The following is a 21,524-nucleotide window of genomic DNA, read 5'->3' on the forward strand; positions in this document are numbered from 1 at the left end:
GGCGCACGCGGAAATTGCGTCAGGCTGGAGGTGGCGTGGTGTGGTGCGCGCCGCGGCGTGCGGCGAGCGCGCGGTAGGCGAGCGCCAGCGCGAGGCTGAAGGCGATCTCGGCGGCGGCGAGCAGCCGGTGGTCGTAGCCGCCGGAGTAGCTCGAGGTCGCCCCGGCGTGCCCCTCGAAGAGCCGGTAGGGGAGCCCCCACATCGCGTGGGCCATCTTCTCGACGTCCGGGTAGGTCGCCCCCGCCGCCGCCACGAGCACGATCCCGCGGTTGCCCCCGCCCAGCGCGAGCAGGAAGGCGAGGGCGAGCAGTCCGCCCACGACGGGCCGCACGAGCCACGCGTGGGGCAGCGCCCCCCACACGCTGAGGAGGTGGGGCACGAAGCCGAAGTGCGGGATGCGGTCGAGCGCGAGGTGCGAGAGGCTCGCGAGGAAGAAGGTGAGGGGACCGAGCGCCACCGTCGCGGGGACCGGGAGATGTCGCTCGCGGGGGACGCGCGCGACGCCCTCGGCGACGAGGCCTGCGGCGAGGACGTGGGTGAAGAGATCCAAGGGGCGATCAGACCGGGCGGGCGGGGCGTGGAGCGGGCTTCCCTTCGAATGCGAGGTGTGCGAGACCTCGCGACCGGTGATGCCCTCTCGCTACACTAGCCGGATTCCCCGGCTCCCCGTGCCCCGCTCGCCTCAACTCCACACGCCCAGGCGCGCCCTATGTGCGGCTTCGTAGGCGCGGCCTTCCTGCCGCCGGGGGCGTCGTTCGACGTAGACGCCGGCCTCGCCGCCATTCGGCACCGCGGCCCGGACGACACCTCCGTCGTCCGCCGGTGGAGCACCGTGCTCGGCTTCACGCGGCTCAAGATCCTCGACCTCACCGAGGCCGGTCGTCAGCCGATGAGCTCGCCGGATGGCCGCTACACCCTCGTCTTCAACGGCGAGATCTACAACCACCACGAGCTGCGCCGCGAGCTCAGCGGCCTCGGTTATTCGTTCCGCTCGCGGAGCGACACCGAGGCCATCGTCCACGGCTACTCGGCGTGGGGGCCTCGGGTCGTCGATCGCCTCGACGGCATGTTCGCGATCGCCGTGTGGGACGACCAGGAGCGCACGCTGCTGCTGGCGCGCGACCGAGCCGGGAAGAAGCCACTGTTCTACTCGGAGGGGCCGAACGGCTTCGCCTTCGGCTCGGAGCCGAAGGCGCTCACCGCGGCCGGCGTCCCGTTCGACATCGATCTCGACGCCCTCGTCCCGTTCTTCGCGTTCGGCCAGGCGCGCGCGCCCCACTCGATGAACCGCCACGTGCGGGAGCTGCCTCCGGCGACGACGCTCTTTCTGAAGGAGGGGGGCCGGCCGAAGCTCCGCCGCTACTGGACGCCGCCCTTCGAGAAGAAGGCGCGCGTCGGGGAGGCGGAGGCGCGCGGCCGCGTGCGCGAGCTCGTCGAGCGCGCCGTGGCCCGCCGCCTCGAAGCCGACGTGCCCGTCGGCGCGTTCCTCTCGGGCGGCGTGGACTCGAGCATCGTCGTAGCCGTCATGGCCCGCCACCTCGGCGATCCGGCCAAAGTGCGAACGTTCTCCATCGGCTTCGAGGGGGATCACGGGTTCGACGAGACCGCGTACGCGCGCAAGGTCGCCGAGCACGTCGGCACGACGCACACCGAGTTCAAGGTGAAGCCCGCCGCCTTCGACCTCGTGGAGGCGTTGGTTCGTGCCCATGACGGGCCTTTCGGCGACTCGTCGGCCATCCCCACGAGCATCGTCAGCGGGCTCACGCGCGAGCACGCCACCGTCGCGCTCACGGGTGACGGAGGCGACGAGCTCTTCTGTGGCTACAACCGGTTTCTCGCCGTGGAGGCCCTCGAGCGCGTGCCCCGCCCCGCCCGTCGCGTCGCGGGGCTCCTCGCGCGTCGGTTGAACCGCGAGGGCACTTCGCTCGGTGCTCGCGTCGGGCGCTCGCTCGCGCGCGCAGAGCTCGACCTCCCCGAGCGCCTGCTGGCGTGGACCTCGTTCTTCCCCATGGACCTCACCCAGGTGCTCACGCCGGAGCTGCTCGCGCAGGTTGACGTAGGCACCGCCATCCAGGAGATGCGGGCTGTCGGGCGGCGCTCCGAGGGGGCGACGCCGCTCTCTCGCGTCCTCGACCTGAACTGGCACACCTACCTGTGCGACGATCTGCTCTTGAAGGCGGATCGCTCGTCAATGATGCACTCTCTCGAGCTGCGCTCGCCCTTCCTCGACACCGAGCTCGTGGAGTACGTCGCGAAGCTCCCGGACACTTACAAGCGGCGCGGCGTCGAGCGGAAGTGGATCCTCCGGCGCGCCTTCGCCGACCTCGTCCCCGACGAGGTGTTCACCCGAAAGAAGATGGGCTTCGGCCTCCCGCTCGGCGCGTGGTTCCGTGGTCCTCTGCGCGCGTACCTCGAAGACCAGCTGACGGGCTCGGCTGCGCTCTACAAGTACGTTCGGCGCGACTTCGTCGAGGGCCTGCTTGCGGCCCACCTTGCCGGCGGCTCCGATCATGGCCACATGCTCTGGCAGCTCCTCACGCTGCAGGTCTGGCTGCGGTCGCTGCCCAGCGAGCGCTGACGCCGCGGCGGGTCGCGGTGACGGCGAGGCGACGCTTCCTCGCGGCACGAAATCGGGTAGGCTCGGGATCGCGCATGAGCGAGAGCGACGACATCGGCCTGGAGAACGCGGACTCGGAGGAGCTCGCGGCGACGGAGGAGAGTCCCGCCCTTGCTGCATCGCTTGCCGCCGCCCCTCCGCCTCCGAGCCGGCCCGCCGCGCCCGCGGCCGCGCCGCCGGCGGCCCCCGAGCGCTCCGAGCCCATCCAACTCGCCCAGGGCCAGTCGGCCGGGCAATCGCAGGCCGCGTACGCCGCCGGCCCGAAGCCCATCCCGGCCAGCCGCAACGGCCGCGGGAGCGATCCGGCGCCCGCGGTCATCGTCGACGGCGCCGAGGCGGTCGTCGAGCCCATCCCTCGACCGCCCTCGAGCGGGGGCCTCTACATTCGACCACCCGGGGCTCCGCCCCTCCGCCCGCCGGGCGCGACCCCGCCACCGCCTTCGGTTCGACCGCCGCACGTCGCGCCCCCGGCCTACGCGGCCGCGAGCTTCGTCGCGCCGCTGCCGCCGCCGCGGCGCAAGATCCGCTCGGAGACCGTGGTGATTCGCGCGCCGCGGCGCGGGCCGTCTTCCAAAGAGAAGGCGATCGCCTTCGTCGTGGTCCTCACGGTCGTAGCGCTCCTCGGGATCATCTTCGTCCTGCTGATCTCTCGGGCGCGCCCGGCGGCGGCGCCCGAGGTCCCCGCGGTGGCCGAGCCCCTGGCACCGACCGCCGCCGCGCTCCCCATGCCCGTGGCTCCCGCCGTGACCGTGGCGCCGCCTCCGGTCGCCGTGGTGGGCACTCCCACCGTCCCGGACGCGGGGACGAAGAAGAAGCCTAAGCACTGATCGCGAGCTGCGCGCGCCACGCTATTGGCTGGCGGGTGGTGGTCGGCGAGCGCATGCCGTACACTGCAAGCGTGGTGCCCCGTGAAGAAGAATCGCCCATGAATCCCGCTTCCCCCCACGGGTCCCGAGCCCTGGTCTCCTGGGGCGCACCGGTCGCGCTCGCGCTTGCGCTCGGGGCCTGCGGCGGCGCCAAGAAGGTCGAGTTCTTCGACAAGCCCTCGTCGTCGACGGGCGACGGAGGCTTCTCCCCGAACGCCTCGCCGACGGACACGCTGACGCCGCCGCCGCCGGACACGCCCCCGGACGACCCCACCCCTCCGGAGCCCGGCTCGCCCTGTACCGCCTCGAAGGACTGCCAACCCGGCTTCGTCTGCGAGGTCGCGAGCTGTCGGGGCGAGGGCACCTGCGTGGACGAGTCCAGCTACGGCGACCAACCTCGCTGCGCCTGCGACGGCGTGACCTACGCGGCGGGGGTCAGCGTCAAGGGCGCGGTGCGCCACGTTCGCGAGTGCGAGAAGGGCGAGGCCACCGCGTGCAGCGCGCGCGTGGAGTGCGGCGGCGGCGCCGCGTGCAACGCCCCCGTGAAGGACATCCTGAGCTGTGGCAGCGCGGAGGGCACCTGCTGGCGATGGCCTTCGACGTGCCCGAACGCGCCAGCCTCGGTGCGTGCGTGCAACACCGCGCCCACCTGCACCTCCGTCTGCGCGGCCGCTTCGAAGGGGCGCGCGTATTACCCGGGCGGCTGCTAGTCTCCCGGAAGCGTGATCCCTTCCAGAAGTCGCGCGGCTCGGCCTTTCGCCACAAGGGAGCGAGGGGGTGTCCCGTTTTCGGCGGCGGTGGGAGGATACTCATGTTCGAGGGTCGGCGTCCTCACGCGGTCACACCCGAAACCACTGTCCCCTGAGCGCAAAGCGCCGCCTCCACCGCGCGGAACGGCTGAGTTGAGGACGGGCCCGCCGCCGCCGAAAACGGGGCACCCCATCGCTCCTCGGGATGACACCGAAGACCGGACTTCTGATACGAACCACGACTCCAGGGGACTGGTCCGGATCCGTACGAGCCCATCCCGAACCGGCTCCTTGGCCGCCTCGGCGCCGCTCTGCAGCACGAGGATCGGATGGCTCGCGCGGAACCCTCATGAATTCTCCGGGCTCGAGAGCGCCGGCAGGCGCCGCAGCGATGGACGCCCTCTCGACGTCGAGGCGCGGGTCATCCCACGCCTCGCGCCCGGCGCTCACCGTCGTCGCATGGGCACCGGCGTGGCCGTGTCCTCTGGCCACGCGTGCTTGGGGTAGCGTCGGCCGAGCTCGCGCCGCAGGTCGGGGTAGTGTCTGGTCCAAAAACCTTTGAGATCACGAGTGATTTGGACGGCGCGCCGGTTCGGCGCGAGGAGGTGGAGCACGAGCTCCTCACCGCACGCCGTGGGTGAGCTCGCGAGCCCGAAGAAGTCCTGAAGGTACGACTCGATCCACGGCGGCTTCCCCTCCTCGTAGTTCACGGGTACGCGCCGCCCGTTCGGCAGGGCGAGGTGGGAGGGCGCGTGCGACTCGAGGGTCTGGGCGCCGTCGGTCTCCGAGGTGATCCACGCCGTGAGGTTCAGCGCGTCGAGCTCGGCGAAGCTGCGGAGGCCCTCGCAGGCGCGTGTGAGCAGATCGCGCAGCGCCGCGTCGTCGAGGGCGCGCACGGGTCTCCCGCGCGCGTGGGCGTACCGCGCGCGGGCGAGGAAGCGCGCGAGCTCGCCGTCTCGCGAAAAGCGTGCGAGCCCCGCCGACCACGCGGCCTCCGCGAGGCAAGCGGAGACGTCGTGCCCGGTGGGGCGCCGATCCAAGGTCTCGTCGAAGGGCACGCCGTCGAACGCGAGGCGCCCGCAGGCCTCGACTCGCTCCAGCTCGGCGTTGAACGTGACGACCCGCGACTCGGTCACCGCGCCTGCGGCGCCGTCGAGGAGCCAGATCGGATCGACCGCGGACGCGAGCCGGACGACCACCCCGCGGCTCTCGTCGGCGTCGAGGGCGACGAGGAAGGGGGCGTCGCGCACGACGCTCCGCTCGTCGAGGGTCGCGTTCACGCCGCCTGCGAGCGCGAGGCGCCGAGAGCCCGCGCCGTGGCGCTTCGCGAAGCGGTCGGGGAACGCGGCCAGGAGGGCCTGCCCGAGGGCCGCCTCACGCGCTTCGATCGATGCGGAGGCGCCCTCCTTCGAGACCCGCGCCCTCGCGCGCCGGGCGAGCTGCCGGCGCGCAGCGACGACGGCGGAGACGGCGCGAGGGTCGAGCCCGGCCGCGCGACACGCTCGCTGCCCACGCTCGGACCGCGCGTCGTCGACCTCGTGGAGCTTGTCGAGGAGCATGCCCACGTCGGAGCTCTGTGTGGGCTCGTCGGCCCCTCGTTGACCGGGGCCGAAGTTGGCCCGATCGGCGCGAATGTCTCGCTCCGAGAGCAGCGCCGCGGCGCCGCACGCGTCGTCCACGATCCCGAGGTCCTCCCCCGCGACCACGAGGCGCGCGAGGCGCGGGTGGAGCGGCAGCGCCGCCATGCGCCGCCCGAGCGCGGTGACGTTGCCCTCGTGGAGCGCGCCGAGGCGGGTGAGCAGTCGCGTCGCGCTCTCCTCCGCGGCGGCTGGCGGAGGATCGAGCCAGGCGAGGTCGTGGTGGCCCGCGGCGTGGAGCCCTAGGAGCGTGTCGGCCAGATCGGCGCGCTCGATCTCCGGCACGTCGCTCGCGGGGCGCGCGTCGTGGTCGGCGCGCGTGTAGAGGCGCAAGCAGAGCCCCTCGCGCAGGCGCCCGGCGCGCCCCTCGCGTTGTTTCGCCGAAGCGCGGCTGATCTTCACGAGGCGCAGCGTAGGGAGCCCCGTCCACGGCGAGTGCGACGCCGCGCGCGCGAGGCCGGAGTCGACCACGGCGGCGACGCCCTCGATCGTGACGCTCGACTCCGCCACGTTCGTGGAGAGGATCACCTTGCGGCGCGCTCCACGCGCGACGGCGCGCCCCTGCTCCTCGAGCGAGAGGTCGCCGTGGAGGGCGACGACGTCGGCTCCGTGCGCCTCCGCGAGGCGCGCGCACACCTCGCGGCAGAGACGAATCTCGCGGGCCCCCGGGAGGAAGACGAGGACGTCGCCCTCCGGGAGGTCGGTGAGCGCGCGCCGCACGGCAGACGCCACGCGGAGCTCCAGCGGGCGCTCGTCGCCAGCCCGCTCGTATTCGGTCGTGACAGGGTATGTCCGACCCTGGGTCTCGATCACCTGGCAGTCCAGGTAGCGGGCGACCGGATCGCCGTCGAGCGTGGCGGACATCACGCAGAGCTGGAGGTCGGGTCGCGCGCCGAGGGAGAGGCGCCGGAGCAGGGCGAGCGCGAGGTCTCCCTGCAGGTGGCGCTCGTGGAACTCGTCGAGGAGGACAGCGCCCACGCCGTGCAGCTGCGGATCGTCGAGCAACCGCCGCGTGAGGATGCCCTCCGTGACGAAGCGAATCCGCGTGCGCGGGCTCGAAACGTCCTCGAAGCGCACGGCGTAGCCCACCGTGTCGCCCACGCGCTCGCCGAGCTCCACCGCGACCCGCGAGGCCGCGAGGCGCGCGGCGATCCGGCGTGGCTCGAGGATCACGATCTCGCCGGTCACGCCCGCGTCGAGCAGCGCCCTCGGCACGCGCGTGGTCTTGCCGGCGCCCGGCGGCGCGCCGAGCACGAGGCGCCGGTCGCGCTCGAGCAGGCGCACGATCGCGGGCAGCTCGGGGTCGATGGGGAGCGCGCGCACGGGGCTTCGCCTGCTATACCACGCGGCATCCGCCGCGATGCGAGTCGTCCCAGCCCCTCCGCTCTCCCACTACACCACCCTCCGCCTCGGCGGCCCCCCCGACGCGTTCGTGGAGGCGGCGGACGAGGTCTCTCTCGTGGACTGCCTCGCCCTGCCGGGACCCGTGACGCTCCTCGGCGGCGGCAGCAACCTCGTCGTCGCCGACGCGGGCGTGGCCGGCACCGTCGTGCACGTGAAGACCCGGGGCGTACGGGTCGACCTCGACGGCGCCTCGGCGCGCCTCACCGCGGCGGCCGGCGAGGTGTGGGACGACCTCGTCGCGCTCACCGTGGAGCGCGGGCTGGCGGGGCTCGAGTGCCTGTCGGGGATCCCGGGCCTCGTGGGGGCCGTGCCCATCCAGAACGTGGGCGCCTATGGTCAAGACGTGTCCGCGACCATCGCGCAGGTGCGGGTGTTCGATCGAGTAAATAAGTGCATCATGCACATGCCGCCCGTGGAGTGTGGCTTCGGGTACCGCACGAGCGTGTTCCGCGGCGCCGCGCGCTACGCCGTGTTGGAGGTCTCGTTCGCGCTCGCCGTTGCGGAGGATGCCCCGGTCCCGCCGTACGCCGAGCTCCGCGCAGCGCTCGGGCTCGGCGCCCCCGACGGCGGGAGCGCGCCCCGCGCCGGACTTCGGACGCTCCGCGACACCGTGCTCCGGCTCCGTCGCGCGAAGGGCATGGTGGTGTCCGCCGACGATCCCGACTCGGTCAGCGCCGGCTCGTTCTTCACGAACCCCGAGCTCACCGCCGCCGATCTGGAAGCTGCGCGCGCGCGTGTGCGGGCGAGGTGCGGCGACGGCGCGAGGCTGCCCGAGTTCCCTGGCACCGGAGGGCTCACGAAGGTCTCGGCGGCCTGGCTCATCGAACGGGCCGGCTTTCCTCGGGGCTTCGGCGCAGGGCGGGTCGGGCTCAGCGCCAAGCACACGCTCGCGCTCGTCAACCGCGGCGGCGCGACGACGACGCAGCTGCTCGCGCTGGCACGCGAGGTGCGCGATGGGGTCTCCTCGACCTTCGGGGTCACCCTCGCGCCCGAGCCCGTGCTCCTCGGCGTCTCCTGGTAAGGCGGGGGCGGTAGACCGCAGACGGCAGGCGCGCAATCTTTGCGCGACCCGCGCGAGGCCTGTTAGCCTCGCGGACTCATGGGAGGCCTGTCCGGACTGCTGCGCGCCACTTCGCTCACCGCGGTCCTCCTCGCGGCGGGGCTCTTCGCGTGTGGTCCGCGCGCGCCGTCGCCCGCGCCCGCCGTCCCCACGGGCCGGCTCGCGAGCGACGCGCGACCGCCTGCGGCGGTGGGCCCGGCGCATCCCCACGCGGCCGTGGCGGGGCCGTCGCGAGCGGTGGGCGCGATGGCGCCGGTCCGCGCCTCACGGATGGGCGACCGCCTCGCGGAGGTAGGCCTCGACATCCGGCACCTCCCGCCCCTCGAGCGCCTCACGCCCGAACAGCGCCGCAAGGTGATGGGCACTTTCAGCGACTCGCTCGGGATTCCCTGCACGGGGTGCCACAGCGAGGACAACTTCCGCGCCGACACGCGCCGCAAGCGCGTCGCCAAGCGCATGTACAACGAGATGGCCCGCCTCCTCGTCCTCGAGGACGGCGAAGCGGTCTACTGCGACGGCTGCCACCAGGGGAAGGAGGCGGTGCTCGATCGGCGCGACAAGGCGAAGGTCTCCGCGTTCATGGACGACTCCTTCGTCGGCAAGCTCCGCCGGATCGACGGCCAGGAGCACGACTGCTCGACGTGCCACGGCGATCCTCCCGAGTTCGCCTTCGTCGCCCAGTGGAAGGAGTCGCCGGCGCCGAACTTGGTGCTCGCGTCGGAAAAGCAGCAGGCCCTCGAGAAGGCGCGCGCCGAAGCGATGGCGCTGGCGACCCCCGTCGCCGCGCCTCCAGCGGGTCAGCCGGTCGCCGTGAACGCGGCGCGCACCTTCCCGAAGCCCAAGCGCCCGCCGCAGCCGGTGCGCGTGTGCGGCGAGAAGGACAACCTCTGTCCACTCCAAATCTGGATGCGTCGGAACATCGCGCCAGCCGTGACCGCCGGCGACACCGAGGCGCTCGCGCGCGCCATGGACAAGCTCGCTACGTTCTCGCCCGACTCGTCGTGGGAGTGGGCGAGCATGGCCAAGGCCTCGGCTGCCGCGGCGCGCCGAGGCGACATGGACGAGGCCCGGAAGGCGTGCCGAGGCTGCCACACCACGATGAAGCCGCTCTGGCGGCAGAAGTACCGGCTTCGGCCGGTGAAGTGAGCGCGCTCCGGCGCGTATGACCAGGAGAGAAGGAGGACCCGTGAGATCGATCGCTGCGTTGCTGGGTGTGGTCCTCGTGGCGGGCGCGTGCGCGCAGGCGGCGCCCGTGTGTCCTCCGCCCCCGCCGCCCGCCCCGTGCAACTGCGACCTCGCCCCGCTCGCCTCGGCCGCGCCGACGACGATCGACGATCCGCTGCGCCCGAAGGACGCGGGCGCCGATCCGACGACCGCGGCGGCCGACGCGTCGCCGGACGCGCCGGTCGCGGCTGCGGCGGAGGGTGACGCGGGCGCGGCGAAGCCCGGGGTGAAGCCCCCAGCCCACGTCGCCGCGCCGGCCGCTGCCGCGCCCTCGCCCTCGCCCTCGAGCTGCGGCACGAAGGAGAACCTCTGCCCTCTGCAGAAGATGATGCGCGCCGAGGTGGGGGCCGCGAAGACGGGCCCGGCGATGGCCGCGGCCTTCACCCACACCGCGAACCTCTCGCCGAACGGTGGCTGGAACTGGCGTGCCATCGCGCTGAAGGGCGCCCAGCTCGCGAAGTCGGGGGATTTGGACGGCGCGAAGGCCCAGTGCAAGGCGTGCCACGACGCCTACAAGGCGCCGTACCGGGCTACCTACCGCGCGCGCGCGGTGCACTGACCGAAGGCTCGCACCCAAGCAGCGCGCGGCCGCCGAGTGGCGGGTCGCGCGCGAACATCGACGACACGTTTGGTCGACGGCGCGGGAGCGCTTCGAGGGGAGAGACGAATGAGCGGTACTTCGTTCAATGCCATTCTCGGGATTGCCTTCTTGGTGCTGGGGTTCGCCTCGGTCTTCCTCATGTTTCACCTGTGGGGCTATCCCTTCGACAAGGCGACCCGCACGAGCGCTGCACCGAAGTGGGCCATGTACCTGCACCGGGGGATCGGCTTCGCCTACGTCATCGTCTACGTGGTGATGATGACTCGCATGGTGCCGCGGCTCTTCACCTACCAGGTGGAGTTCCCCGCTCGCACGGTGGTGCACATCATCATGGGGCTCATCATTGGCCTCATCCTCCTGCTCAAGATTTCCATCATTCGCTTCTTCCGGCACCTCGAGGAGTGGATGCCGTTCCTCGGCACCGGGCTGCTCGCGTGCACCGTCGTTCTGCTCGGTCTGTCGCTACCCTTCAGCTTCAAAGACCGTGTGCTGGCGAAGAAGGCGCGTGGTGGCGACGTGTTCAGCGCGGCGAGCCTCGACCACGTGAAGAAGGTGCTCCCGCTGGCCGAGCTCCCGAAGGAGGCGCCGCTCGACAAGCTCGCCACGGCGACCGAGCTCAAGCGCGGTCGCGAGGTGATGGTGACTCAGTGCGTGGAGTGCCACGACATGAAGACCATCCTCGCGAAGCCTCGCTCGCCGCAGGACTGGACCCACACGGTCGAGCGCATGGGCGAGAAGCCCGCGCTGTCGGCGCCTATCACCGAGCAGGACCAGTGGGCGGTGACCGCGTACCTCATCGCCATTTCGCCCGATCTGCAGGCGTCGGCCCAGAAGAAGCGCCAGCAGGAGCAGGAGAAGAAGAAGGCGAAGGCGGCCGCCGTGGCAGCGCTCGCTGCGGCGGGCGACGTCGAGGCGAAGGCGGCGACGGAGGTGAAGCCGCTGCTCGAGAAGCACTGCACGCAGTGCCACGAGGTCACCGAGCTCGATGAGAAGCCCCCGACGAACGCGAAGCAGGTCGACTCGCTCATCGGTCGCATGGTCGACAACGGCCTCGAGGCTCCCGACGCCGACATCAAGGTGATCCGTGCCTACCTGCTCAAGACCTACGGCAAGGGGGTCGCGAAAGACCCGAAGGAAGCCGACGACGACAAGTGAGGCCCCGGACGAGGCTGGGGTATAACCGCGCGAAATGACGGATGACCCCGCACGCTCGCGCCCGGAGCGCCACACGCGCGCGCGTCGATCTGCCCGGCGCGTGACGGCGCGCGAGCTCGCCACCCTCGCGCTCGCGCTCGCGGGGGCTGGCTGCAAGGGCTGCCGCAACGACCACCCCTACGTGCCTTACGCGATCGACTCCGCGCCGTCGGGGGCGCTCCCGAGCGTCGACGCGACGCCTGTCGTCCCGCCCCCGCCGCCGACTGGCGACACTGGCGACGCCACGCCGGTCGCCCCGCCCCACACCTCCGTGTGGCAGCACGCGGGGCTCCGCCTCGAGGCGCCGCCGGGCCAGTCGTTCGAGCGCGGGCTCTTCGCGGACCTCGACGGCGATGGACGCCTCGACGCTCTGTGCGTCCTGCGCGTCGACGCCTCGCCGCGCGCGTTCGAGGTGCGCTGGTACCGCGGCGGCGAGGCCGACTCCACCCGCGTGCACGCGACCGAGCTCGCGACCCTCCCCGACAGCCCCGGGGCGCACGTGGTCACACGGGTCGGCGCGCGCTCGGCGCTGGTCGAGGTCGGCACCGCTCCTGCCGCGGCGTTCGCTGAGACGCGCGCCTTCGTGCTCGTGGAAGTGGACCCCGCGCCGGGCCGCCCGTCCATGGCGCGTGCCCGCCTCTCGTTCGTCGTGACCGATCCGCCGCGCGCACCGCGGCTCACCATCACGCCCGACAGCGCCGATCGCGACGGCGATCGCGTGGCCGATCTGACGCTCAAAGTCTCGGTGGCCGACGAAGGGGGACCGCTCGACGCGACGCTGGCGTTCTTCGACCGGCCCGCGGGGCTCGCCGCCGATCCCGACGAGCCTCGCTCCTCGCTCGCGGCGCACGCGGCGGCCGCGCTGAAGGCCGCGCGGGGGGCGCGCGCGAGGGACGCGCCTGAGGCAGAGCGGCGCGTCACCCGGGCGAGCGCGGTCGCGAGGGCGGTCTGCCCCGAGCTCGCGGGCGCCCGGCTGTCGGGGTTCATGGGGGTCGCTGCGCCGCGGTGCGCCGGAGCGCCCTTCTTAGAGGACCTCGCGCTGGCCGAGGTGCGCGCGCGCGTGGTGGCGGGCGGACCGTTCGCGACGGTGGCGGCGATGACGCGATGGCGGGGTCCGCTGGTTGGGCGATCGAAGGAGAAGCTCCGTGAGGCCGAGCGCGCGGTCGACCTCGCCGCTCCGCCGGTCGCGCCGCGGTCGGTGCGAGTCCTCCGCGCGGCACCCCGCGTGCCGAAGCGCCACGTGCCGTCGTTCGGGCCTCTCTCGTTCGCGTCGCCCACCCAGCTCGACGTCGTCACCGAAGACGGGGTCGTTCGCGCCGATCTTGCGGCGGGCACAGAGGCGGAGAGCCCGGCGCCCGCGTGGCCACCCGCCGTGCGCTCTCCGGGCAACGGCGTCCTCGTCGAGGTGTATGACGCGTGCAGGGGCGGTCCCCCGATCGCCACGTTCGCTCCCCCGGAGGGCGACAGCGACCCGCGCGAGGTCGTGGTGCCCTTGCCCGTCGCGCTGGCGCCGCCGTGCGGAGCGACGCGCGGCGAGCCCGTCCCGGTCGCTCCGGTGGCGTGGGGGCCTCGAGGCCTCGAGGCCTTCGTGGCGGGTCAGCCGGTGCTCTTCGAGGCGGGCCTCGCGCGCGCGCTCGTCCTGGACGCGCCGCTCGATCAGCCCGCCCCGCGCGGCTCGGCCCGATCGCCCGACGGTCGCTGGGTGGTCCTGGGGACGGCCCTCGGCGTCGTGGTCGCCGGCCCCGGCGGTGCCCGTCGGCTGCAGAGCGCGAGCGAGCCGAGCCTCTCGCGTCTCGTCGCCTGCGCGGTCAACGACGGCGGCACGAGGGTCGCGTGCCTCGACGGCGCGAGGGTGGTCGTGGCAGAGCTCGACCCTGCGCCTTGACGCCGCTCCGCGCTCAGCTCTCGGGCGTTCCCACGACCAAGTCGACGACCCGCTCCACGGTCACCGTGCGGCACGCCCGCCCCTCGCACACCACCGCCCGAACGCGCAGCGCCAGCGGCCCACGCCCGCGCGTTCGTGCGGCGAGGGCGAAGGCGAAGCGGGCGCCGGTGGGCCCGAGCTCGACCGGCGTGAGCCGGCCGCGGAGGGGCGTCGCGAACGCGGGGGCGGCGCTCACGACCGCGTCCGCCCACTCGAGGGTCTCGCGTCGTGCCGTGAGCGGCGTGACCGTCAGCGTGCACCGGATGCGCCCGGGCTCGGCGCTCCGCTCGCAGGACGCGGCAGCCTCCAGCGCCTCCGGGGCGGCCGCGCCGCCCGCGCTCGGAGCGCAAAGCGGGATCGCCGCCGACGCCGCCAGCGTAAGCGCGACCCGATGTGCTAAGCGGGAGCCCATGGTGCCGGGTCTGAAGCTACTCTCTGTCCTTTCGGCTGTCGCCCTCGGCTGCGCAGGGGCGACGCTCGCCGCGTGCGACACGCCCAAGGCCACCCCCGACGCGGCGCCTGCCCCGTCCACCACGGCGAGCGCGCCCGCGTCCGCCTCGGCGTCGGCCGCTCCGTCTTACCCCATGCCCGAGCGTCCGGTCCCTAAGACGAGCCCGACGGTCGGCGCGGGCATGCCCGACGAAGTGCAGCTCAAGGCCATCTCGTACATGGCCGCCATGCGCGCGCCTCACCCGGACGACGCGCCCATCGACGAGGCCTTCGCGAAGGACCTCCAGCGGAAGCTCGGCCCCATCGTGCTCTCGATGGACACGGGCCACGAGAGGGCGAAGCTGAACCGTGTCGAGCTCGTCGCGGCGGGGCGCCAAATCGACCTGCTCATGTCGGCCGGCTGCGCTGCCGAGACCCCCACGCGGGCGGCGGTGCAGCGGGCGGGGGTCTCGTACGCCGCGCTCTTGTCGCACGGGGTGCTCGTGATTCGCTGCAACGACAGCCGAACTCAATGTTTGCAGAGTACACGCGATACGACCGACGTGCTCTGCACGACGGCCCCGCGGCACAAGTGAGGCCGTCGTCGAAGGTCACGCGCACATGAGCACGTTCCTCGAGGCGGTCCGCAAGGCGAGCCTGCCCGGCGTCTGGTCGCAGGGCGTCAAGCTCGCGCGCGCCGGCGCGGTGTCGATCGACGCTCGCGACGGCGCCGACACGACCTACCGCGTCCGTGTCACCGACGCCCCGGTGGCGCCGACGGTGACCCTGTACGTGCTCGAGGGCGAGTGGACCTGCGACTGCGGCGGAAAGGTCGACCCCTGCCAGCACGTCGCCGCGTGCGCGATCGCGGACGCGCAGGGCCTGACCTCGCCGGCCGACCCGGGGGCGAGCTCCGCCACAGCCCCCGCGCCCGCGGGCCCGTCGCGCCTCGCGTACCAGCTCGGTCGCCGCGGGGGCACGCTGCTGTTCGAGCGCCTCGTCGTCGCACCCGACGGCCAGGAGACCGAGCTCGAAGGCTCCGTGGCCACCCGCGTCACGCGTCGCGGCGATCTCCTGCCCTCCCACGACGACCTCGCGCTCGATCGCGTGGCCCAGGGCTTCTTCCGCGGCGTGGTGCCCGTGGTCAAGGTGCCGCAGCTGCTCGAGCTGCTCGAGTCGGCCAAGGACGTGCGCCTCGACGGCCACCCGGTGCGCACGAGCCGCGCCCCGTCTCTCCAGTAGTCAAGCTAGTTGACGGAAAAGACGGCGGCGTCGACGTGCTCGTCGAGGCGGCGCGCGGCGTCTCCGAGGTCGTGGCGTGCGGCCTCGTGCGCCTAGGCGACACGCTGCGCCCGCTGCGCGAGATGGCCCTCACCGGCGAGCGCCTGGAGCTGCTCCCGCAGCGCAAGCACTTCGCGGCCGCCGATCTCGCGACGCTCGCGGGAGAGGTGCTGCCAGCCCTCGAGGCGAGGCTCGACGTGCGGGTCCGCACGACGCGCGTGCCAGGGCGCACGTCGGCGCGCGTGCGCCCGCGCCTGCTCTTCGAGCTCTCGCAGGGCTTCCACGCGATCTCCGTGCTGCCGCTCATCGTCTACGGCGATCCGCCCGCTGCGCGGGTCGACGGCGACCGGCTCGTGCACCTCGGCGGACCGGTGCCGGCGCGAGACATCCCGCGCGAGCGTACCCTCGCGGTCGAGCTCCGCGAGCGCCTCTCTCTCTCCGTGGGGCGTCGGGTCGACTACGAGGGCAAAGAAGCCCTCCGCTTCGCCGAGCGCCTGCGTGGGTTCGGCGACGAGGTCGACGATCCCGAGGCGCTCCTCGGTCACGCGGCGCTCGTCCCGCAGGTCGAGATCACGGGCGACGACCTCGACGTGCGGTTCGAGTCCGAGGGAGGTGGCCCCACGGTGCGGCGGGCGAGCGTGCTCGCCGTGCTCCGCGCGTGGGAGGACGGCTTCGACGTCGTGCCGCTCGACGGAGGCGGGTTCGCTCCGTTGCCGGCGACCTGGCTCTCGAAGCACGGCGCGCTGCTCGCGGAGCTGATGGAAGCGCGCCGCGACGACGGCACGCTCTCCAAGGTGGCCATCCCCACGCTCGCGCGGCTGTGCGAGAGCCTCGACCACCCCGCGCCGCCCGGGTTCTCGGCGCTAGCGCCGCTGGTCGAGGGCTTCACGGGCCTCTCGGCCCCGGAGCTCCCCGCCGACCTCACCGGCACGCTGCGGCCCTACCAGCTCGAGGGCGTCGCGTGGCTCGCCTTCCTGCAGACCGCCGAGCTCGGGGCGATCCTCGCCGACGACATGGGCCTCGGCAAGACCCTCCAGACCCTCGCCGCGGTGAAGGGGCGCACCCTCGTGGTGTGCCCCACCAGCGTGCTCTTCAACTGGGCGGCGGAGATCGCCCGCTTCCGCCCGGGCCTACGGGTGAGCACCTACCACGGGCCGCGCCGCGTCCTCGATCCCGCCGCCGACATCACGCTCACCACCTACGGCACGGCCCGCACGGACACCGGCCCACTCTCGGCGAGCCCTTGGGACGCGCTCGTCCTCGACGAGGCCCAGGCCATCAAGAACCCCGACAGCCAGACCGCCCGCGCGGTCTACACGTTGCCCGCGCGCTTCCGTGTGGCCCTCTCCGGCACCCCGGTCGAGAACCGCCTCGAGGAGCTCTACAGCCTCGCGCACTTCACGAACCCGGGCCTCCTCGGCGGGCTCTCCGACTTCCGCGTCCGCTACGTCCAGCCCATCAACGAGGGCGACGAGTCGGTGGTCGCGAAGCTCCGCGCAAAGATCCGACCTTTTCTGCTGCGGCGGAAGAAGTCCGAGGTCGCCCGCGACCTCCCCCCGCGCACCGATCACCTGCTCTACGTCGAGCTCGACGAGCGCGAGCGCACCCTCTACGACGCCGTGCGCGCCGCGACGAAACGCGACCTGGTCGCGCGCCTCGGCGAGGGGCTCTCGGTCATGGAGGCCCTGGAGGCGCTCTTGCGGCTACGCCAGGCCTCGTGCCACTCGGGCCTCCTCCCCGGGCACTCGGCCCCCACGTCTTCGAAGCTCGAGCGGCTCGTGGAGGAGCTCACGACGCTCGCCGCCGAGGGCCACCGGGCCCTCGTGTTCTCCCAGTGGACCTCGCTCCTCGATCGCGTCGAGCCCGTGCTCGCGCGCGCGGGGCTCACCGCCCTCCGCCTCGACGGGTCCACGCGCGATCGCGAGGGCGTCGTGCGAGGCTTCCAGCGCGACGACGGCCCGAACGTGCTGCTCCTCTCGCTGAAGGCCGGCGGCACCGGCCTGAACCTCACGGCGGCCGATCACGTGTTCCTGCTCGACCCCTGGTGGAACCCGGCGGTGGAAGATCAGGCGGCCGATCGCGCCCACCGCATCGGCCAAGACAAGCCCGTGTTCGTCCATCGCCTCGTCGCCAAGGACACCGTGGAGGAGCGCATCCTCGTCCTCCAGGAGAAGAAGCGCGCGCTCGCCGAGGCCGCCATCGGCGACGGCGGCGCCGGGATGGCGCTCACGCGCGCAGATCTCCTCGCGCTGCTCGAGTGAAGCGCTGCGTGCGCGGCCCGGGCACGCGCGAGGTCGCTCGCCGCGCTATGCGACCTGCGTCGTGTCCGTCGTGAGGAGCCTGTAGGCCTCGGCGGCGGCCGCGAAACGCCGCGCGAGCTCGCGCCGCTCGTCGCTCGAGCTGGACGGGTGCAGATCGGGATGGGTCCGTCGCACGAGGTCCCTGTACGCCCGCTTGATCTCGGCGGCGTCCGCGAACGCCGTGACCCCGAGCGTGCGCCGCGCGGCCTGCTCGGCCAGCGTCGAGGGCGACGCGCCACGGTCCGCAGCGGCGGGCGCGCCGTCCCGTCGTCGCCTTCGCCCGTGCAGAAAGTGCTCCGGCTCGAGCGGCTCCGCGAGCGCCTCGCGTGGCGCGCGGACCGCGACGCGAAACCGGACGGCGCAGTCCGACAGGCGCTCCAGCGCCTCGAGCCGCTGCCCGAGCTGCGCGCGGAGCGCTCGCCCCACGACAGAGGGCGCGATGCGGAAGTCGTCGACCAGCACCTGGCCGTGCAGGCGCCGCTGGGCGAGCGCGCGCAGGAGCGAGCGGCGGAGCACCTCGTCGTCGAGCTCGGCCTCGCGCCGCAAGACCTCCGCGAGGGTGGGGGAGGAGCGGTCGAGCTCCACCGCCGTCACGAGGCCATCGGCGAGGAACACGCGGTGCGTTCGCCCACCTCGCTCCACGATCTCGAGGGAGCCCCGCGCCGCCGCGCGGTGGAGGGCGCCCAGGAGATCCCCGAGGGTCGTCGCCGCCAGTCGCCCAGGGAGCTGCATGCCGCAGCAGTTAGCGGTAGGCAGCGCGCCGGGCCAAGTTCGGCGGCCCCGCGGCGGCCCATCCTAGTGCAAAAGCTCTAGCGATTTCAGGTAGATATGACCCTCCGCGGCGTAGCGCGAGTCGGGGAAGCGGCGCAGCATCGTGCGCCAGGTGTTCTTCGCGTCGTTCCACGCCTCGATGTCGGTCTGCGAGCCCGCCAGGAAATACAGGGCGTCGTCGCACACCTCGCGGTTGACGGTGTTGTCGGCGAGGGCCGTGAGGATCGGGATCGCGTCCTTGTGGCGCCCGAGGCCGCGGTACGCCTGCGCGAGGCCGAGGCGCACGCTCGGGCCGATGGAGGAGTCGTCTTTCAGGCGCAGCGACTCCTCGAAGGCGCTCGCCGCCTCCTGCCAGCGCTTGGCCTTCAGCTTCTCGAGCCCGTGCGTGTACACCTGCGCGGCGAGCTCGTTCTTCGCGCGGTCCGCGGCGTCGGCGAAGATGGCCTGCTCGGCGCGGCTGATCGGCTCCTTCTTGATGGCCTCGTAGCCCTCGACGAGCTCCTGCCGTTTGTTGTTCTTCACGAGCTCGTAATACTGCGCGGCCTTCGCCTCGGCGCGCAGGCGGTCCTCCTCGCGCTTCTGGGCCTCGCGCACCTCCTTGCGCAGCCGGTCGTTCTCTTGCTGCCGGGTGTCGGTCTCGGCGCGGATCTGGTCGACGCGCGCGTCCCACGCCACCTTCAGGGCCGCGAACACCACGAACACGAAGACCACGTAGGCCGTGGCGCTGTTCCAGGAGAGCTTGCGCTCGTAGCTCTGCTGCCGCTTGGCGATCGACTTGACGTCGGCGCTGAGGGCGTTCGTCAGGTTGTTGGTCTTGATGACGAGGCCGCGCGACTCGATGATCTCGCGCTTGATCTCGCGCAGCTCCTCGTCGGTCTCGTGCAGCATCGCGGTGGTCCTAATACACCGCTTCGCGGTGTCCACAGCCTTCGCCGTTGCGCGCGCAGCCACCGCTGCGCCGATTTCGCCGATGGCGTTTGCCGCTCGGTGGGCGGCGTGCTACCTCCCGGCCCCGCATGGCCACCACCACCGACATCCGCAAGGGCTTGAAGATTCAGATCGACGGCGTGCCGTTCCACATCGTGGAGCACCAGTTCGTCAAGCCCGGCAAGGGGCAGTCGTTCACGCGCTGCCGCGTGCGAAACCTCACCAACGGCAACGTGGTCGAGCGCACGTGGAAGAGCGGCGAGGCGGTGGAGCTCGCCGACGTCGAGGACCGCACCATGACCTACTCGTGGTCCGAGGGCGACAGCTTCGTCTTCATGGACACGAACACCGGCGACCAGATCTACCTCGAGAAGGACAAGCTCGGCGACGAGCAGCGCTTCCTCGGCGAGGGCCTCGAGTGCGAGGTCACCCTCTACAACGGCAACCCCATCGGCGTGGAGCTCCCGCCCAACGTCGTCATGCAGGTCGTCAACAGCGAGCCCGGCATCAAGGGCGACACCGCGAGCGGCGCCACGAAGCCCGCCACGCTGTCCACCGGCGCCACGGTCAACGTCCCGCTCTTCATCAAAGAGGGCGAGTGGATCAAGATCGAGACCTCGACGGGCCAGTACCTCGAGCGCGTCAACAAGCAGCAGTGAGCGCTCACTGACACGAGCGGAGACAAGCGAGACGAGCGTCCGATCGAGCTCTTCGGCAACAAGGTAGGTCTCTCGCCCGCGGCGGTGCGCGCGCTCCTGCGCATCTACCGCAGGCGCGTGCCCCTGGACACCATCGCCACGCCCGAGCTCGCGCGCGCGCTCGTCGACGTGTCGAGCGACACCGGCCGGCAGGTGGGTGTGCTCGTGCACCGCTCGGGCTCGATCGACACGGTCATCGTGGGCGACGCGGGCCGGCTCATGCTCCCCGACATCGGCCGCCTCCGCGCGGCCGAGGGCAGGTTCCGGGGGCTCCGGCTCGTGCACACGCACGTGCGCGGCGAGGCGCTGTCGAAGGACGACCTCGTCGACCTCGTGCGGCTGCGCCTCGACCTCGTCGCGGTCCTCCACATGGCTCCGGGGGGCGCGCCGCGCGCCCTGTCGTACGCGCACAACGTGCCGACCCAGAGCGACGGGGAGAGCCCCTACCGCGAGGTCGCCATGGTGCCGCTGGCCGAGCTCTCCCTGAACGTGGGCGAGCTCATGGCCGACCTCGAGGCCGAGTTCGCGCGCCGCTCGCGGGGGCGCGAGGTGCGCGCCAAGGACGGCCGCGCCCTGCTCGTGCACGTCGCGAGCACGCGCGGCGGCGAGTACAAAAAGTCAGACCTACTCCGCGAGGCCCAAGCCAGCATGCGCGAGCTGGAGGAGCTGGCGCGCACGGCGGGGGTCGAGGTCACCGACTCGGTGGTGCAGATCCGCGAGGCGTTCGATCCCAAGTTCGTGATGGGCAAGGGCAAGCTCGAGGACGTCGTGCTCCGCGCGATCGATCGCGACGCGGAGGTGCTCGTGTTCGACCAGAACCTGAGCCCCGCGCAGGCCGCCGCCATCGCGGGGGTGAGCGACCTCAAGGTCATCGACCGCACCCAGCTCATTCTGGACATCTTCGCGCAGCGCGCCGAGAGCAGCGACGGCAAGCTCCAGGTCGAGCTCGCGCAGCTGAAATACAGCCTCCCTCGGCTCGCCCAGAAAGACGACGCCCTCTCCCGGCTCACAGGCGGCATCGGCGGTCGAGGGCCCGGCGAGACCACCCTCGAGATCGGCAAGCGCCGCGCGCGCGACCGCGTGACCCACCTGGAAGACGAGCTCCGCAAGCTCGAGCGCCGCCGCGGCGTTCGCCGTCGCCGCCGGACGCGCGTGCCGATCCCCACAGTGGCGGTGGTCGGCTACACCAACGCCGGCAAGAGCACGCTCCTCAACACGCTGACGGGCGCTTCGGTGCTCGTCGAAGACAAGCTCTTCGCCACGCTCGACACGCGGTCGCGCGTGCTCCGCGTCGGCTGGGCGGGCTGGGGCGAGCGCGAGGTGGTCCTCACGGACACCGTGGGCTTCATCCGCAACCTGCCGCGGGACCTCTTCGCGGCGTTCCGCGCGACGTTCGAAGAAGCCGCCGACGCGGACCTGCTGCTCCACGTGGTGGACGCCGCCGACGAGGCGCGGGACGAGCGCTTGCGCGCCACCGAGGCGCTGCTCGAAGAGCTGGAATTGTCGGAAATTCCTAGGGTAATCGTCTGGAACAAGGTCGACCTCCTCGAGCCTCGCGCGCGGCGCCTGCTCGAGCGCGAGCACCCCGACGCCGTGTGTCTCTCCGCCCTCGAGCGCGAGTCGACCCGCGGGCTGCTCTCCCGCGTGGCGGAGCTGCTCGCGGCCAGGTGGGAGGAGGCCGCGAAGGGCCCCGCGCTCGTGCCCGAGGACGCGCCTTCGGTCCCGGACCTCGACGACGAGCGCGCCGCCCCCGACCCGGGCGAGCTCACCACGCTCGAAGAGCTCCTCGGGGCGCGGCGCCGCAGGTAGCTCTGGGCGCGCCGGGATTTTCGCAGGGCCGCC

At 72.6% G+C, this 21,524-nt stretch carries 16 protein-coding genes and 1 pseudogene; 12 read left to right on the top strand and 5 right to left on the bottom strand.

The window, feature by feature from the left end; all coding sequences use genetic code 11:
- Window positions 1–19: 19 nt before the first annotated feature.
- Window positions 20–550 carry a hypothetical protein gene (locus tag IPQ09_20960; GenBank protein MBL0196648.1) on the bottom strand — a complete coding sequence of 177 codons (531 nt, stop codon included), beginning with the start codon at window positions 548–550 and terminating at the stop codon, window positions 20–22.
- A gap of 159 nt (window positions 551–709) precedes the next feature.
- On the opposite strand from IPQ09_20960, the gene asnB reads away from it, so the two are divergent.
- The 3 genes from asnB (at window position 710) to IPQ09_20975 (ending at window position 4,193) form a co-directional block, all read left to right on the top strand.
- Window positions 710–2,578 (top strand): asparagine synthase (glutamine-hydrolyzing), encoded by a 1,869-nt coding sequence (asnB, locus tag IPQ09_20965; protein ID MBL0196649.1) that lies wholly within the window; start codon window positions 710–712, stop codon window positions 2,576–2,578.
- A 74-nt stretch (window positions 2,579–2,652) separates the two neighbouring features.
- Window positions 2,653–3,444, top strand: coding sequence for a hypothetical protein (locus IPQ09_20970; protein MBL0196650.1), 792 nt, complete (start codon window positions 2,653–2,655; stop codon window positions 3,442–3,444).
- 98 nt (window positions 3,445–3,542) lie between these two features.
- Window positions 3,543–4,193, top strand: coding sequence for a hypothetical protein (locus IPQ09_20975; GenBank protein MBL0196651.1), 651 nt, complete (start codon window positions 3,543–3,545; stop codon window positions 4,191–4,193).
- 485 nt (window positions 4,194–4,678) lie between these two features.
- On the opposite strand, the gene hrpB is transcribed toward IPQ09_20975, so the two are convergent.
- Entirely contained in the window at window positions 4,679–7,192 is a 2,514-nt protein-coding gene (gene hrpB, locus IPQ09_20980; GenBank protein MBL0196652.1) for an ATP-dependent helicase HrpB, read from the bottom strand.
- A 37-nt stretch (window positions 7,193–7,229) separates the two neighbouring features.
- Here hrpB and IPQ09_20985 point away from each other — a divergent pair, with 37 nt between their 5' ends.
- From IPQ09_20985 to IPQ09_21005, 5 genes are all read left to right on the top strand, one after another.
- Window positions 7,230–8,294, top strand: coding sequence for a UDP-N-acetylmuramate dehydrogenase (locus tag IPQ09_20985; protein ID MBL0196653.1), 1,065 nt, complete (start codon window positions 7,230–7,232; stop codon window positions 8,292–8,294).
- A 78-nt stretch (window positions 8,295–8,372) separates the two neighbouring features.
- Complete coding sequence (locus IPQ09_20990) at window positions 8,373–9,479, top strand: hypothetical protein (protein MBL0196654.1); 1,107 nt, start codon at window positions 8,373–8,375, stop codon at window positions 9,477–9,479.
- 403 nt (window positions 9,480–9,882) lie between these two features.
- Window positions 9,883–10,116 carry a hypothetical protein gene (locus IPQ09_20995; protein ID MBL0196655.1) on the top strand — a complete coding sequence of 78 codons (234 nt, stop codon included), beginning with the start codon at window positions 9,883–9,885 and terminating at the stop codon, window positions 10,114–10,116.
- A gap of 108 nt (window positions 10,117–10,224) precedes the next feature.
- Complete coding sequence (locus IPQ09_21000) at window positions 10,225–11,313, top strand: cytochrome c (GenBank protein ID MBL0196656.1); 1,089 nt, start codon at window positions 10,225–10,227, stop codon at window positions 11,311–11,313.
- A gap of 34 nt (window positions 11,314–11,347) precedes the next feature.
- Window positions 11,348–13,237 (top strand): hypothetical protein, encoded by a 1,890-nt coding sequence (locus IPQ09_21005; protein ID MBL0196657.1) that lies wholly within the window; start codon window positions 11,348–11,350, stop codon window positions 13,235–13,237.
- Window positions 13,238–13,250: 13 nt separating this feature from the next.
- Here IPQ09_21005 and IPQ09_21010 read toward each other — a convergent pair whose 3' ends face one another.
- On the bottom strand, window positions 13,251–13,688 hold the full coding sequence (locus IPQ09_21010) for a hypothetical protein (GenBank protein MBL0196658.1): 438 nt from the start codon (window positions 13,686–13,688) through the stop codon (window positions 13,251–13,253).
- Between IPQ09_21010 and IPQ09_21015 the strand changes: the two genes are divergently transcribed.
- Complete coding sequence (locus IPQ09_21015) at window positions 13,687–14,301, top strand: hypothetical protein (protein MBL0196659.1); 615 nt, start codon at window positions 13,687–13,689, stop codon at window positions 14,299–14,301. The genes IPQ09_21010 and IPQ09_21015 overlap by 2 nt on opposite strands.
- Before the next feature lie 25 nt (window positions 14,302–14,326).
- A pseudogene (locus IPQ09_21020) lies at window positions 14,327–17,247 on the top strand (DEAD/DEAH box helicase).
- A 45-nt stretch (window positions 17,248–17,292) separates the two neighbouring features.
- Here IPQ09_21020 and IPQ09_21025 read toward each other — a convergent pair.
- The gene (locus tag IPQ09_21025; protein MBL0196660.1) at window positions 17,293–18,018 is read right to left on the bottom strand and encodes a DnaJ domain-containing protein; all 726 of its coding nucleotides are present in this window, start codon (window positions 18,016–18,018) and stop codon (window positions 17,293–17,295) included.
- A gap of 63 nt (window positions 18,019–18,081) precedes the next feature.
- Window positions 18,082–18,942 (bottom strand): tetratricopeptide repeat protein, encoded by an 861-nt coding sequence (locus IPQ09_21030; GenBank protein MBL0196661.1) that lies wholly within the window; start codon window positions 18,940–18,942, stop codon window positions 18,082–18,084.
- Window positions 18,943–19,073: 131 nt separating this feature from the next.
- Here IPQ09_21030 and efp point away from each other — a divergent pair, with 131 nt between their 5' ends.
- The gene (gene efp, locus IPQ09_21035) at window positions 19,074–19,643 is read left to right on the top strand and encodes an elongation factor P (protein ID MBL0196662.1); all 570 of its coding nucleotides are present in this window, start codon (window positions 19,074–19,076) and stop codon (window positions 19,641–19,643) included.
- Window positions 19,644–19,685: 42 nt separating this feature from the next.
- A complete protein-coding gene (gene hflX, locus IPQ09_21040) occupies window positions 19,686–21,491 on the top strand; it encodes a GTPase HflX (protein MBL0196663.1) in 1,806 nt (601 codons plus the stop codon).
- The last annotated feature ends 33 nt before the right edge of the window (window positions 21,492–21,524 follow it).

Source organism: Myxococcales bacterium (assembly GCA_016720545.1).
Lineage (GTDB): Bacteria > Myxococcota_A > Polyangia > Polyangiales > Polyangiaceae > JAAFHV01.